The 12,698-nt window shown below is 60.9% G+C and carries 16 protein-coding genes; 7 read left to right on the top strand and 9 right to left on the bottom strand.

Annotation, left to right across the window (positions count from 1 at the left end; genetic code table 11):
- Positions 1-89 precede the first annotated feature (89 nt).
- Positions 90-734 (top strand): dual specificity protein phosphatase family protein, encoded by a 645-nt coding sequence (locus AC3WRD_RS21015; RefSeq protein ID WP_096822447.1) that lies wholly within the window; start codon positions 90-92, stop codon positions 732-734.
- Here AC3WRD_RS21015 and AC3WRD_RS21010 read toward each other — a convergent pair.
- The 3 genes from AC3WRD_RS21010 to prlC all read right to left on the bottom strand — a co-directional run bounded on the left by AC3WRD_RS21010 (position 721) and on the right by prlC (position 5,250).
- The gene (locus tag AC3WRD_RS21010; protein WP_102621148.1) at positions 721-2,772 is read right to left on the bottom strand and encodes a M3 family metallopeptidase; all 2,052 of its coding nucleotides are present in this window, start codon (positions 2,770-2,772) and stop codon (positions 721-723) included. The two genes, AC3WRD_RS21015 and AC3WRD_RS21010, sit on opposite strands and share 14 nt — an antisense overlap.
- 112 nt (positions 2,773-2,884) lie before the next feature.
- A complete protein-coding gene (locus AC3WRD_RS21005) occupies positions 2,885-3,175 on the bottom strand; it encodes a YheV family putative zinc ribbon protein (RefSeq protein ID WP_007953955.1) in 291 nt (96 codons plus the stop codon).
- Positions 3,172-5,250 carry an oligopeptidase A gene (gene prlC / locus AC3WRD_RS21000; RefSeq protein WP_173861374.1) on the bottom strand — a complete coding sequence of 693 codons (2,079 nt, stop codon included), beginning with the start codon at positions 5,248-5,250 and terminating at the stop codon, positions 3,172-3,174. The genes AC3WRD_RS21005 and prlC overlap by 4 nt, the downstream gene beginning before the upstream one ends.
- A 62-nt stretch (positions 5,251-5,312) precedes the next feature.
- On the opposite strand from prlC, the gene AC3WRD_RS20995 reads away from it, so the two are divergent.
- On the top strand, positions 5,313-5,858 hold the full coding sequence (locus AC3WRD_RS20995) for a gamma carbonic anhydrase family protein (RefSeq protein WP_102621147.1): 546 nt from the start codon (positions 5,313-5,315) through the stop codon (positions 5,856-5,858).
- 28 nt (positions 5,859-5,886) lie between these two features.
- Positions 5,887-6,537: an HAD family hydrolase gene (locus AC3WRD_RS20990; protein ID WP_096822449.1), complete on the top strand. Its 651-nt coding sequence runs from the start codon at positions 5,887-5,889 to the stop codon at positions 6,535-6,537.
- 3 nt (positions 6,538-6,540) lie between these two features.
- On the opposite strand, the gene AC3WRD_RS20985 is transcribed toward AC3WRD_RS20990, so the two are convergent.
- Positions 6,541-7,626 (bottom strand): aminopeptidase, encoded by a 1,086-nt coding sequence (locus AC3WRD_RS20985; RefSeq protein ID WP_102621146.1) that lies wholly within the window; start codon positions 7,624-7,626, stop codon positions 6,541-6,543.
- A 59-nt stretch (positions 7,627-7,685) separates the two neighbouring features.
- Here AC3WRD_RS20985 and AC3WRD_RS20980 point away from each other — a divergent pair, with 59 nt between their 5' ends.
- Both AC3WRD_RS20980 and AC3WRD_RS20975 read left to right on the top strand, forming a co-directional pair.
- Entirely contained in the window at positions 7,686-8,108 is a 423-nt protein-coding gene (locus tag AC3WRD_RS20980; RefSeq protein WP_102621145.1) for a PA0061/PA0062 family lipoprotein, read from the top strand.
- Positions 8,109-8,148: 40 nt separating this feature from the next.
- Positions 8,149-8,568 carry a PA0061/PA0062 family lipoprotein gene (locus AC3WRD_RS20975; protein WP_096822452.1) on the top strand — a complete coding sequence of 140 codons (420 nt, stop codon included), beginning with the start codon at positions 8,149-8,151 and terminating at the stop codon, positions 8,566-8,568.
- Positions 8,569-8,574: 6 nt separating this feature from the next.
- On the opposite strand, the gene AC3WRD_RS20970 is transcribed toward AC3WRD_RS20975, so the two are convergent.
- Complete coding sequence (locus tag AC3WRD_RS20970) at positions 8,575-8,814, bottom strand: DUF1161 domain-containing protein (RefSeq protein WP_074689739.1); 240 nt, start codon at positions 8,812-8,814, stop codon at positions 8,575-8,577.
- A gap of 102 nt (positions 8,815-8,916) precedes the next feature.
- Positions 8,917-9,348: an OsmC family protein gene (locus AC3WRD_RS20965; protein ID WP_102621144.1), complete on the bottom strand. Its 432-nt coding sequence runs from the start codon at positions 9,346-9,348 to the stop codon at positions 8,917-8,919.
- A 241-nt stretch (positions 9,349-9,589) separates the two neighbouring features.
- Between AC3WRD_RS20965 and AC3WRD_RS20960 the strand changes: the two genes are divergently transcribed.
- Positions 9,590-10,591, top strand: a complete 1,002-nt coding sequence (locus AC3WRD_RS20960) for an LLM class flavin-dependent oxidoreductase (RefSeq protein ID WP_039764807.1) — start codon at positions 9,590-9,592, stop codon at positions 10,589-10,591.
- A gap of 79 nt (positions 10,592-10,670) precedes the next feature.
- Here the strand turns inward: AC3WRD_RS20960 and AC3WRD_RS20955 are convergent, their stop codons facing one another.
- Together AC3WRD_RS20955 and AC3WRD_RS20950 are read right to left on the bottom strand one after the other, a co-directional pair.
- Positions 10,671-10,895 carry a DUF1161 domain-containing protein gene (locus tag AC3WRD_RS20955; RefSeq protein ID WP_096822454.1) on the bottom strand — a complete coding sequence of 75 codons (225 nt, stop codon included), beginning with the start codon at positions 10,893-10,895 and terminating at the stop codon, positions 10,671-10,673.
- A 128-nt stretch (positions 10,896-11,023) separates the two neighbouring features.
- On the bottom strand, positions 11,024-11,239 hold the full coding sequence (locus tag AC3WRD_RS20950; RefSeq protein ID WP_096822455.1) for a dodecin: 216 nt from the start codon (positions 11,237-11,239) through the stop codon (positions 11,024-11,026).
- A gap of 156 nt (positions 11,240-11,395) precedes the next feature.
- Here AC3WRD_RS20950 and AC3WRD_RS20945 point away from each other — a divergent pair, with 156 nt between their 5' ends.
- A complete protein-coding gene (locus AC3WRD_RS20945; RefSeq protein WP_007953918.1) occupies positions 11,396-11,722 on the top strand; it encodes an ElaB/YgaM/YqjD family protein in 327 nt (108 codons plus the stop codon).
- Here the strand turns inward: AC3WRD_RS20945 and AC3WRD_RS20940 are convergent.
- The gene (locus AC3WRD_RS20940; protein WP_102621143.1) at positions 11,695-12,612 is read right to left on the bottom strand and encodes a LysR family transcriptional regulator; all 918 of its coding nucleotides are present in this window, start codon (positions 12,610-12,612) and stop codon (positions 11,695-11,697) included. The two genes, AC3WRD_RS20945 and AC3WRD_RS20940, sit on opposite strands and share 28 nt — an antisense overlap.
- Between the last annotated feature and the right edge of the window lie 86 nt (positions 12,613-12,698).

Below are 12,698 nucleotides of genomic sequence, written 5' to 3'. Positions count from 1 at the left end.
TTTCTTTGACAAACGCCTCACAGGGATTTGACTGGACAACCCTCAAGCTGCGGCCCTCACTGACGAATCCCACACGGTCACCACTCAGCATGTCCTTGAAGCGTTTTTCCTCTGCGATCTGTTTCTCGCTGCTTGCCCTGCTCGGCTCGATCCCGGCCCATGCCGCAGATGCGCCGGTTTCTCGTCCTCCGGAATGGGCGCAACCGGTCGAAGTGAAATACAACTTCTTTCAGATGTCGCCCACGCTTTATCGCAGTGCGCTGCCTGACGCCGGTGCCGTGCCGTTGCTGCAAAACCTGAAAGTGGCCACGGTCATCAACTTTCTGCCGGAAGCGGATTCGAGCTGGCTGAACGCTCCTGGCATCAATCAGGTGCAACTGCCGTATCGCACCAATCATGTCGATGACAGCGACGTGCTCAAGACCTTGCGCGCGATCCAGACCGCCGAAGCCAACGGCCCGGTGTTGATGCATTGCAAGCACGGCTCCGACCGCACCGGCCTGATGGCCGCGATGTACCGCATCGTGGTGCAGGGCTGGAGCAAGGAAGACGCCCTGAACGAAATGACCCAGGGCGGTTTCGGTGAAAGCGGTCACTTCAAGGACGGCGTTCGCTACGTCATGCAGGCTGATGTCGAGAAGCTGCGTACCGCGCTGGCCAATGGCGATTGCAGCACCAGTGCGTTCGCTACTTGCTCGATGAAGAGCTGGTTCCAGACCGTCAATCTGAAGTAACCCGTCGGATGATCGAACGGCCGGCACCCACGTCTTCACTGACTGGCCGGCCGACGAACGCTTCTACCGCTTCCAGCAAGGGGCGCCCGGCCCCGGGTGCAAAGAACGTTTCGCGCAATGCCCGACTGGTTTTCACATTGAACACCCAGTCGCGGCTGAAACGCTTGAACGCTTCCTGAGCCAGCACTCCCGACCAGATATAGGCGTAAACCGAGGCGTCGTACTGGGTCACCATGTAATCGAAACCATTGGCGAACCGGTGACCGTCCGGTAGTTGCAGGTGAATCATCGTCCTCTGCACGTCGGCGCAAACCGTTTCGACAGAGCGCCCATCGCCGTGGGTCAGGTGCAGCTCGAAATCGATGATGGCACCCATCAGCAACAAGGCTTTTTGCCGGCTGGCGTGGGCCTGGCTGGCCGTCAGGGCGGCGTCGACCCGTGAGGCACTCAGGCGTTCGCCGGTCTGGAAATGCGCGCCGAGCCACAGCACAAACTCTCGCGACTGACACCACTGCTCGAACAGTTGCCCGGAGAATTCCGCTGCCTCATGGCCCAGTTGCAGGATGCCGGACAGGGTGTGATGAGGTGAACGCGTCAGTACGTGCTGAAGGCAGTGGCCAAACTCATGAAAAAGTACCTGCAGGTCGTCGAGTTCGAGACGGCACGGATGGCTGTCAGTGGCCGGAGTGAAATTGCTGTAGAGCACAGCAATGGGGAGCGCCGGGCGCCCTTCGGCATTGATCCGGCGGTTGCGCAGCGTGGAGGTGCCGGCGAAATCCGCAGCGTTTTCGCGGTGAAACGGGTCGAGGTAGATGTAGCCGATGATCTGCTCGTGCTCGCTGATTTCCAGCAGCCGTACATCGTCATGCCAGTGCCTGCCGCCGATTTGCTCGACGATGCGGATCCCGAACATGCGCTCACAGAACAGACAGAGCCGGCGCAGGGTACCCTCGAGCGGGAAGTAATCACGCAGGTCGTCCAGCGCACCGGGAAACTGCTGCTGGCGCCATTGTTCGGCGAGAAAGTCTTCATCCCATGGCTGAATCCGGTCGATGCCGCGTTGCAACGCAAAGGCGGCCAGTTGTATGGCGTCCTGCTCGAGAGCCGGCGCCAACTGCGCAACCTGGTGCTGGAGAAAATCACTGACCCACGCTGTCGTCCCGGACATGGTTTTTGCCAGCGTCAGTTGCGCGGCGTTTTCGTGGCCAAGTAAACGGGCTTTCTGTTGGCGCAAGGCAAGCAACGCCGTCAGTACCGGGCCGTTATCGAAGCGGCCGGCCAACGGCCCCTGATCGGAGGCGCGGGTCGCGTAGGCCACACAGCATTCTTCCCGCAAGGCACGGTTCTCGGCGTACTTGAGGATGTGATTGCAGGTGTTCTGATCCAGACGGATCAGCCAGCCGTCATGGCCGGCCTCGCGTGCGGCGCGCGCCAGGCGATCCCTCATCGCCGGTGACAGACCCGCGAGCAGTGCAACGTCGTCGATCCGTTTGCTCCAGGTCTCGGTCCAGCGTTCGAGGTGGGTCAAAAACACGGATTCCAGGCCGCCGATCTCAAGGTTCAACCGGGCCAGTTCCTGCTGTTGCTCAGTGGGAAGCTCGATGCCCGACTGCCTGAATTTGCGCAGTATCCGCGCCAGCACGATCTTGCGTGACTCATCGAAGTTGGCCGCGATCGAGCTCCGCGCCAAACGCTGGCAGGCCTCGTACAGCGGGCGATTGCGGGATTTTTCGGAACGATACTGATTGATCGCCAGATGCGCCTTGGTGCTTTCCACGAGCCACGTGGCATCGTCGGACCTGACCATCGACAACGTTTCGAGAATCGAGCGGACTTCATTGAGACGGGCATCCGCTTCATCGATGCTCAGCACCAGATCATCCCAGCCGGGGTGCTCGACCTGACTGGCGATCACTTGCGCAATGATTTGTCGGTTGTCGGCAATGATGCTGTTGATCGCCGGTAGCAGATGCTCGGCGCGAATATCCGGCCAGGGTGGCAGGGTCCAGCGTTGCAGGAGGGGATTGGAGTCAGGCATGGCAGCTTCCTTCGAGGCATGGCGGAAACGGCCAGCCTACGAAGCAAGTGCAGGGGACAGGTGTTAAGCCAATACCACCTTCCACCGGGATTCGGCAGAAGGTGGTTCTGGATCAGTGTTGCTCGTCGGGCTTCTTCTTCAGTTTCGGATTCGGGAAGAACTGCACCGCCTGAACCGTTTTGTCCGGGGCCGGCTTGAGCGCGCTGGTGTTGACCCGCGTGCCCAGCTCTTTTGGAACCGACAACCCTTGTGCGTTCAGCGTATCGCTGTAGCCGCACGCCACGCATTCGCGGTGCGGGACATCGTCCTCGCTCCACATCATCAGCTTGTCCGGCTCGCTGCACGCCGGGCAGACGGCCCCGGCGATAAAGCGTTTTTTGGTCTTCACAGGTGCCTCACTCATGCTGCCGCGCCCTCACTCAGGCCGCTGTGGCGCAAGAGTGCGTCAATCGATGGCTCACGGCCACGGAAGTCGACGAACAGCACCATCGGCTCCTGCGAGCCGCCGCGGGCCAGGATCGCCTCGCGGAAGGCGCGACCGGTGTCGGCATTGAGCACGCCGTCTTCTTCGAACTTGGAGAAGGCATCTGCCGACAGCACTTCCGCCCACTTGTAGCTGTAGTAACCCGCCGCGTAACCGCCGGCGAAGATGTGCGCGAAGCTGTTCGGGAAGCGGTTATAGGCTGGAGGGCGCATCACCGAGACTTCGTTGCGCACGCCTTCCAGCACCTGCGCGACGCTGCGACCGTCACCGTGGGTGGCGTGCAGTTCGAAGTCGAACAGCGAGAACTCCAGCTGACGCACCATCATCAGGCCGGACTGGAAGTTCTTCGCCGCGAGCATTTTTTCCAGCAGATCCTGCGGCAGCGGCTCGCCGGTTTCGTAGTGGCCGGAAATCAGCGCCAGGCCTTCCGGCTCCCAGCACCAGTTTTCCATGAACTGGCTCGGCAGCTCGACCGCATCCCACGCCACGCCGTTGATGCCCGATACGCCGGCATGCTCGACGCGGGTCAGCAGGTGATGCAGGCCGTGACCGAATTCGTGGAACAGGGTGGTCACTTCATCGTGGGTCAGCAGCGCAGGCTTGCCGCTGTCGGCCGGCGTGAAGTTGCACACAAGGTTGGCCACCGGGCTTTGCAGCACGCCGTCGAGGGTGCGGCGACGGTCGCGGGCGCCGTCCATCCACGCACCGCCGCGCTTGTTGGCGCGGGCGTAGAGGTCGAAGAAGAAGCGGCCGACGTGCTGGCCGTTTTCCTTGATCTCGAACAGGCGCACGTCCGGATGCCAGGTATCGAAGCCTTTCAGTTCGGCGATCTCGATACCGTAAAGACGTTGAACGATAGCGAACAGACCGCCCAGCACTTTGTCGATCGGGAAATAGGCGCGCAGGGTTTCCTGGGCGACGCTGTAGCGTTGTTCACGGAGTTTTTCACCGTAGAAACCGCTGTCCCAGCTTTGCAGATCGGCGCAGCCCTGTTCGGCGGCGTAAGCCTTGAGCTGTTGCAGATCCTGGGCAGCGAACGGTTTGCTGCGCTTGGCCAGGTCGCGCAGGAAGCTCAGCACCTGGTCGCTGGATTCGGCCATTTTGGTCGCCAGGCTCAGTTCGGAGAAACTGGAGAAACCGAGCAGTTTTGCCAGCTCCTGACGCAGGTCGAGGATTTCGCCCATCACCGGGCCGTTGTCGTTCTGGCCGGCGTTCGAGCCTTGATCCGACGCACGGGTGCAGTAGGCGGCGTAGACTTCTTCGCGCAGCGCACGGTCCTGGGCGTAGGTCATCACCGCGTAGTAGCTCGGGAATTCCAGGGTGATCAGCCAGCCGTCGAGGCCTTTGGCCTGTGCCGCAGCAGCCATTTGCGCCTTGGCCGAATCGGTCAGGCCGGCGAGGGCGGCTTCGTCGGTCAGGTGCTTGGTCCAGGCCTGGGTGGCGTCGAGCAACTGGTTGGAGAAGCGGCTGCCCAGCTCGGACAGCTTGCTCTGCACTTCGGCGTAGCGCTTCTGTTCGGCTTCCGGCAGGTCGATACCCGACAGGCGGAAATCGCGCAGGGCGTGTTCCAGGATAGTTTTCTGCGCCACGTCGAAACCGGCGGCTTCCGGGCTGTTTGCCAGGGCTTCATAGGCCTGGAACAGTTCGCGGTTCTGGCCCATCTCGGTGGAGTAGGCACTCAGGGCCGGCAGGCACGACTCGTAGGCTTCACGCAGTTCGGCGCTGTTGCACACGGCATTGAGGTGGCTGACCGGGCTCCAGGCAGCGCCCAGGCGATCATTGAGTTCGTCCATCGCCAGCACCAGCCCGGCCCAGGTCGGGTTCTGGCCCTGAGTCTTGAGGATCTCGGCGATGGCGGCGCGGTTGTCGGCCAGGATGGTTTCGATGGCCGGCTGCACGTGTTCGGCACGGATCGCGGAGAACGGCGGCAGGTCGTAGGACTGCAGAAGAGGGTTGTTCACGCTCACGGTTGGCACCTTGGCTGGAAGAAACATGCGCCCATCTTAATTACAATCGACACCCACCGCAGCTATCGGCGACAGAGAGAGAACTAATCGTGTCCCTTCGCAAGTACCAGAATCACACCCCACGCTTGAGCAAAGGCGCTTTTGTCGACGGCTCCGCGGTGGTGATCGGCGACGTCGAAATCGGCGAAGACAGCTCCGTGTGGCCGCTGACCGTGATCCGCGGCGACATGCACCGCATCCGTATCGGCGCGCGCACCAGCGTGCAGGATGGCTGTGTGTTGCACATCACCCACGCCGGCCCGTTCAATCCGGACGGCTTTCCGCTGCTGATCGGTGACGACGTGACCATCGCCCACAAGGTCATGCTGCATGGCTGCACCGTCGGCAGCCGCGTGCTGATCGGCATGGGCAGCATCGTCATGGACGGCGCGGTGGTCGAGGACGACGTGATCATCGGCGCCGGCAGCCTGGTGCCACCGGGCAAGCGCCTGGAAAGCGGTTTCCTGTACGTCGGTAGCCCGGTGAAACAGGTTCGCCCGCTGACCGACAAGGAAAACGCCTTTTTCACCTACAGCGCAGCGAACTACGTGAAGCTCAAGGACCTGCATCTGGCTGAAAGCTACGACCAGCTCTGACTTTTCTCTCTATTGCTCGGGATTTTTCATGCATTACCAGACCGTACTGTTCGACCTCGATGGCACCCTGACCGATCCGCGCGAGGGCATCACCCGCTCCATCCAGTTCGCCTTGAGCAAACTCGGTATCGATGAGCCGGACCTGACCAAGCTGGAACATTTCATCGGCCCGCCGCTGTTGCAGGCGTTCATGCAGTTTTATGGTTTTGATGAAGCGAAGGCGTGGGAGGCGGTGAATTTCTACCGCGAGCGTTTCAAGGTCACCGGGTTGTACGAGAACCGGGTGTTCGAGGGCGTCACGCCGTTGTTGGAAACCCTGAGTGGCCAAGGCCGGCAGCTGTATATCGCGACTTCAAAACCGTGGGTGTTCGCCCGGGAAATCGCTCGGCACTTCGATTTCGCCAAACACTTCAAAGTGATTTACGGCAGCGAGCTGGACGGCACCCGTACCAACAAGGTCGAGCTGATTGCCCACCTGATCGCAGAAGAAGGGCTGGATCCGGCCAATACGCTGATGATCGGTGACCGCAAGCACGACCTGATCGGCGCCCGCAGCAACGGTCTGGATGCCGCGGCGGTGGGTTATGGTTTCGGCAGCCATGAAGAGCTGAGCGCCGAGGCGCCGGCTTATCACTTCGAAACCCTGGCCGAGTTGCATCAGGCGTTTCTGCAGCGTTGATCGTCAATCCGAGCGAAGGGTAGCCAGGTCACGCAGCGCTGCCTTTCGCTTGTCCGCCGGTAATCCGCCCAGTTTCTCCACCTGTGCATAGAACTTCAGCCAATCCCCGCCCACCTGCCTGAACAAGGCTGCAAACGCCGGCACCCACTGGTCATACAGCCCGAACGGCAACAACCGCGCATTGTTCAGCGGCGCATTGACCCAGGCGTCGTAGCGTTTGTCCCCGGCCCACTGGCTGTCGCGCATCGCCCGATAATCCCGGCGAAACCGTTCGAACTCGGCAGCCTTGTGTTCGCGCATGTGTTCGACGGGCATCGACTGGGCGTACAGCTTCTCCAGCCGGGTTCGGGTGTCGAGGATCAGTTGAATGAACTGGTCACGACGTTTGAGTTGAGCGTCATTTTCTGGCGGCAAGCCACGAAACGCCCGCCACTGCCGGGTGCCTTCCTGCTCGACGAAGGTCGCGTAAGACTCGTTGAACTCGGTGTCGTCCTTCACATAGAAACGTTGGTGGCCCAGCTCATGGAATATCAGCGTGGCCAAGCGTTCGTCACCCCAGCCCATCATCGAGTTGAGGATCGGGTCATTGAACCAGCCCAGGGTCGAATAGGCTTCGACGCCGCCAATCGACACGTCCATGCCTTGCAGGCGCTGAATCGCCGCCTCGCCCCGCGCCGCACTCTGGCTGTAGTAGCCGCGATAGGCCACGCAGCCGGCAATCGGGAAGCAATGGTTTTGCGGGCTCAGGGAAAACTCCGGGGTGGCGAACACGTTCCACACCACGTACGGGCGATGGATATCGGCGTACAGGCGATAGCTCTGGTTATCCGGCAGGTGCAGGTGTTGGCTGGCGAAGTCCCGGGCCTTCTGCGACTGGGCCAGGTGGGCACGCAGTGTGGCGTCCCGGCTCGGGTCGGCGATCACCTCGGCCACTGGCTCGCGCGCGCGCAGCAATTGCAGCTGACCACTGGCCAACTGACTGTAATAGCTGACGCTGGAACAACCGTTGAGCAGCAAAAGCAATGTGCTCGGAAACAAAACCCGCAAAACGCGATCAAGTAACCCAAGGCTTGGAAACGGCCTGATCACAATAAGAAATCCCCCGGAAAGTCTGATCGCAAGACTATCCCGCCCATTGGAGCTCCGCCATGCGCATGTTGATACTGACGGGAGGCCTGCTGACGCTGGCCGGTTGTGCCGGATTCGGAATGCCTTCGCCCGCCCCCACGCAAGCCTGGATCGACCTGGATACACGGCAACAGGACACGGCGCTGCAAGCGCTGGAAGTCGACAAGAAGGCTGCCGTCGACAAACGTTACTTCGAAGTACAACCCGGCAGCCATGAACTGAAGGTGCGTTACCAGTTTCCGGTGGAGGCAACCAACATCGGCCCCGACGCGGAGCCCCTGTGGCGCGATTGCCAGTTGAACGTGACATTCAAGGACTTCAACGCCGGCCAGCGCTATCAGCTCCAGGCCGGCAATATCGGTTTCCGGCCTTGGGCCAAACTCTATGACCAGCAGCGCAACGTAGTCGGTCAGGGCAAACCGGCAGGCTGTCAGCGCACCTGATCGGCGTTATGCTGGATGTCCGAATTCACGGACATTCATCATGCGCAAGACGATGCTGTTACTGGTTGCCGGTGTACTCGCCGGTTGTCAGACGCCGATGCCTCCGGTCGACCCCAACATGGCCTGGGTCGAGTTCTCGACGCCGACCCCGGGCGGAAAACTGCTGATGGCCGAACGTCTCGACAAGCAGCGCCTGACTGACGGACGTTTTTTCCAGGTAACGCCCGGCAGCCATGAGTTGCTGGTGCGTTTCGATTTCGAGGCGCCTGGTGGAGGCGGCGGTCTGTTGAACGACCCCGTGGAGCGCCTGTGCTACCTGACCATCCGCTTCGACCATTTCGAAGCGGGTCAGCGTTATGTGCTGGAGGGTCGCTCCCTGATGTTTACTCCCAGTGCCCGGCTGTATAACGCCAAGCGGGAAATTGTTGCCGAGGATCGCGACACCTATTGCGCCATCTAACCTGAATCAGCGGTCGTTCTTCTGGTAGATGATGGCCTTCGTACCGTTGTCGCAAGTGCCGACGATCATGGCGACGTCGTGCTTTTCGGCTTCCTCTTTGGAGACTATCTCCAGGGTGTAGGAGGGCACGGCATTCGCCTGAATCTTGATTTCGATCTCTTGCTTGAGTTCTTCGCAATCTTTTGGCGCCGCGAAGGCCGACGTCGCCAGCACGCCACAGATAACCGCCAAGGCAAAACGTTTCATGGTTGAAGCTCCTGGGAGCAGCGCGCACGAAGATGCGCGAAAGCTGCTGTCATTTATTCGACCACATTTTTGCCTGGCGGGTTCTGATTCGGCGCAAGTCAATCAACTGACCAGTGACGCATCCAGGCTGATCTTCGCGTTCAGCACCTTCGATACCGGACATCCTTCCTTGGCCTTGTTGCTCAGTTCCTCGAATTGCGCCTGGGTGGCACCTGGGATTATCGCTTTGAGGATCAGCTTCACGGCGGTGATCGCGAAACCGCCCTCAACCTGATCGAGGGTGACTTCGGCCTGGGTGTCGATGCTTTCGGCCTTCAGCCCGGCGTCGCCGAGGATCATCGAGAACGCCATGGAGAAACAGCCGGCATGGGCGGCGCCGATCAGTTCTTCCGGGTTGGTGCCCTTGCCGCCTTCGAAGCGGGCCTTGAAGCCGTACGGCGCTTCCCGCAGGACGCCGGTTTCGGTGGAGATCGAGCCGATGCCGGTTTTCAGGTCACCTTCCCAATGTGCGGATGCCTTCTTCACGATAGCCATGTGTGCCTCCTCAAATCGGCGCGAAACGCCGCGCCATCAGGGTTTCTGCTTGCAAGGCTTCTGAGGATAGACGCCGGGACAAAGTTCAGCTCATCTGAATCGTTGACTTTTTTAGTAGGAAATTTCGGATCGGCTATTGAAACTCGGGTATATGCCCTTATTGCACAGAACACGCTTATGAATTGGGCAGGTTTGCGTTCGCCAAGAACAAACCTGCGCCCTCAATCGGAGATGCAGGTTTATGAAGCAACTGTCCGACGTAAAGTTTTCCACCCTCGATCTGGTGCCGGTGCGCGAGAACGGCAGCCCGGCCCAGTCGCTGCGCAACTCGCTGGATCTGGCGCAGCATGTCGAAAAATTCGGCTACACCCGGTTCTGGGTCGCCGAGCACCACAACATGGACGGCATCGCCAGTTCTGCGACGTCGGTGCTGCTGGGCTATCTGGCCGGCGGCACGTCGACTATCCGCGTCGGCTCCGGCGGCGTGATGTTGCCCAATCACGCGCCGCTGGTGATTGCCGAGCAGTTCGGCACCCTTGAAAGCCTGTATCCGGGGCGGATCGACCTCGGCCTGGGCCGCGCGCCCGGCTCCGACCAGATGACCGCCCGAGCCCTGCGCCGTGAACGCTCCGGCAGTGCCGACGACTTCCCGGAAGACGTGGCCGAACTGGCGCGTTTCCTCGGCCCGCGTACGCCGGATCAGCGTGTGATCGCGATGCCGGGCACCGGCACCAACGTGCCGATCTGGCTGTTGGGTTCCAGCCTGTTCAGTGCGCAACTGGCCGGCGAGCGCGGTTTGCCCTACGCCTTTGCCTCACATTTCGCACCGCGCTTCATGCACGAGGCGATTCGCGTCTACCGCAACCACTTCAAGCCATCGGCGGTGCTCGACAAGCCGTACGTGATGCTCGGCGTGCCGCTGGTGGCCGCCGACACCGACGAGCAGGCCGATTACCTGGCGACCTCGGTGTACCAGCGAATTCTCGCGCTGATGCGTGGGCAAAGTCTGGTGCAGCGTCCGCCGGTGAAAACCATGGACGGCTTGTGGCTGCCCCACGAGCGTGAGGCGGTGGGCGATTTCCTCGGTCTGGCGATGGTCGGCAGCCCGCAGAAAATCCGCGCAAAACTTGAGGTGCTGATTGAACAGACTCAGGCGGATGAGCTGATCTTCACCTGCGACCTGTACGAACACGCCGATCGCCTGCATTCCTACGAATTGCTGGCGCAGGTGATGAAGGGCTGAAGTCCGATAGTTGTGCAAAAAAGATAGCCGGGCACAAAAAAGCCGACGCATTGCGTCGGCTTTTGCATTTCAGGCGCGATCAACCGCGCTTGTAGACGATTTCCTTGGTGCCGCCCTCGCATTTGCCGACGACCTTGCCGCCAGCCGCAGCACCTTTATCGACGATTTCCAGCGAATAACCGGAGACGTGTTTCGCATCCAGTTTTGCCGCGATCGCGGCTTTCACTTCTTCACAGGGCTTGCCGGCAGCAAACGCACCACCCGCAAGGCTCAACAAACCTACTGCCAACATGAACTTCTTCATCGGTCGCACTCCCTGGTCGGATTAAAAGAGGCGGGCATCGAGCGATCTACCCGATGCGCTCACCCTGTAGCGCTTTGCCATTCCTATGGCATTCGGCCAGCGCGCAAGTTCAGAAGCGTAGACCAAACTCAGCTGCTGGCAATCCGGAACCCGACTTTCAGGGTCACTTGAAAGTGGGCGGCCTTGTTGTCCTTGATGTGGCCACGGGTATCGACCACCTCAAACCATTCCAGATGCTTGATGCTCTTGCCGGCCTCGGCCAGCGCGTTGTTGATGGCGTCTTCGATGCTGCTGGGGGACGAACCGACCAGCTCGATTTTCTTGTAGGTGTGATGGTCACTCATGGCGATCTCCTGGACGTGTGGAATTGAGCCTAGCAGCGATTTGCAGTGTTGATTTCGTTCGCTTCGGGAAAGGCGAGTTCAGATTTTCTGCACTTTCCAGAACCCGCGAAGTCCCAAACAACACACGCCACTCATCACCAATGCAGGAGAGCCACCATGGCCAACACCTCGTTACGCAAAGCCTCGTTGCAAAGCATGGAAGCGGAGATCGAGAGTCTGCTCAAGTCGTTGGAAAGCCTGAAGGACGACGCTTCGGACGAGTCGCGCAAGACCCTCAAGGCGCTCAAGGGCAATGCCGAAAGCGCGCTGAAACACTCGCGCAGCCTGCTCAGCGATGCCTACGAAGAAGTCAAAGTCAAAACCCGCGAAACCGGGATCGCCACCCGTGATTATGCGCAGGAACATCCGTGGACGACCGCCGGTGTGGCGGTCGGTGCACTGGGTCTGCTGGCCGCTTATCTGCTGTTCAAGCGCGGCGAGTGATCCGCCTGGCGCAGCTCGTTCTTGAGCCACTGTGCCAATTGCCGGGCGCGCCCGTCCGCGGCGCGCTTGGGTAGCCACAACGCCAGTTGCGCCGGGGTTTCGCAGAAGCCCCATGGCGCGACCAGGCGACCGGCTTTCAAGTCTTCGGCCACCAAGGGTTCCGGCGCGATCGCCACGCCCAATCCGGCGACGGCCGCTTCCAGCAAGTAATACAGATGCTCGAAACCTTGCCCCAGCTTCAACGCCTTGGCGTCGAGGCCGGTTTGCTGCGCCCAGCTCGGCCAGGCTTGTGGGCGCGAGGTTGTGTGCAGCAAGGGTTCGCCGAGCAGGGCAGTGGGCGGCGCCGATTTCAGGTGCTGGTAGCCGCTGAACAGCGGGCTCATGACCGGGCCGATGCGTTCGCTGGCCAGCTCGTAGACTTGCATGTCCGCCGGCCATGGCGGTTCGGCGAACAGCAGCAAGGCATCGAGTCCCGGGCGGCGCGGATCGAGGTCGCCTTCTCCGGCCGACAGGTGCAGGCGCAAGTCCGGCAGATTGGCATTGAGCCTTCCCAGTCGCGGAATGAACCAGCGCGCCAGCAGGCTGCCGGAGCAGCCGAGCACGAAGGGAGCGTCGGCGGTGCTTTGGGTCAGCTCGGCACAAACACTGCGCAAGCGGTCGAACGCCTCGCCGCTGGCATCGCGCAGACGGATACCGGCATCTGTGAGTTTCAAGCCGCGACCGTCCTTGACGAACAGGCTGACGCCCAAGTGCTCTTCAAGCACCTTGAGCTGGCGGCTGACCGCGCCGTGGGTGACGTGCAGCTGCTCGGCGGCCTGGCTGACGCTGTTCAGCCGGGCGGTGGCTTCGAAGGCGCGCAGGGCGTTCAGCGGGGGAAGGTCATGGCTCATGATATCTGTGAGTTTTCCTGACAGGTTGTGGCGATCTTATCGGTTTTCAGCCTGCAAGGTCAGGGGTAGAGTGAACGCCATTGTCT

This window comes from Pseudomonas sp. FW215-R2, assembly GCF_058789255.1.
The sequence above is the reverse complement of the archived record's forward strand: the minus strand, read 5'-3'. Positions and strand labels throughout refer to the sequence as shown.

Coding starts and splice junctions, on each gene's coding strand:
- AC3WRD_RS21015 (WP_096822447.1), top strand. CDS start 90: ATGTCCTTGAAGCGTTTTTCCTCTGCGATCTGTTTCTCGCTGCTTGCC.
- AC3WRD_RS21010 (WP_102621148.1), bottom strand. CDS start 2,772: ATGCCTGACTCCAATCCCCTCCTGCAACGCTGGACCCTGCCACCCTGG.
- AC3WRD_RS21005 (WP_007953955.1), bottom strand. CDS start 3,175: ATGAGTGAGGCACCTGTGAAGACCAAAAAACGCTTTATCGCCGGGGCC.
- prlC (WP_173861374.1), bottom strand. CDS start 5,250: ATGTTTCTTCCAGCCAAGGTGCCAACCGTGAGCGTGAACAACCCTCTT.
- AC3WRD_RS20990 (WP_096822449.1), top strand. CDS start 5,887: ATGCATTACCAGACCGTACTGTTCGACCTCGATGGCACCCTGACCGAT.
- AC3WRD_RS20980 (WP_102621145.1), top strand. CDS start 7,686: ATGCGCATGTTGATACTGACGGGAGGCCTGCTGACGCTGGCCGGTTGT.
- AC3WRD_RS20975 (WP_096822452.1), top strand. CDS start 8,149: ATGCGCAAGACGATGCTGTTACTGGTTGCCGGTGTACTCGCCGGTTGT.
- AC3WRD_RS20970 (WP_074689739.1), bottom strand. CDS start 8,814: ATGAAACGTTTTGCCTTGGCGGTTATCTGTGGCGTGCTGGCGACGTCG.
- AC3WRD_RS20965 (WP_102621144.1), bottom strand. CDS start 9,348: ATGGCTATCGTGAAGAAGGCATCCGCACATTGGGAAGGTGACCTGAAA.
- AC3WRD_RS20960 (WP_039764807.1), top strand. CDS start 9,590: ATGAAGCAACTGTCCGACGTAAAGTTTTCCACCCTCGATCTGGTGCCG.
- AC3WRD_RS20955 (WP_096822454.1), bottom strand. CDS start 10,895: ATGAAGAAGTTCATGTTGGCAGTAGGTTTGTTGAGCCTTGCGGGTGGT.
- AC3WRD_RS20950 (WP_096822455.1), bottom strand. CDS start 11,239: ATGAGTGACCATCACACCTACAAGAAAATCGAGCTGGTCGGTTCGTCC.
- AC3WRD_RS20945 (WP_007953918.1), top strand. CDS start 11,396: ATGGCCAACACCTCGTTACGCAAAGCCTCGTTGCAAAGCATGGAAGCG.
- AC3WRD_RS20940 (WP_102621143.1), bottom strand. CDS start 12,612: ATGAGCCATGACCTTCCCCCGCTGAACGCCCTGCGCGCCTTCGAAGCC.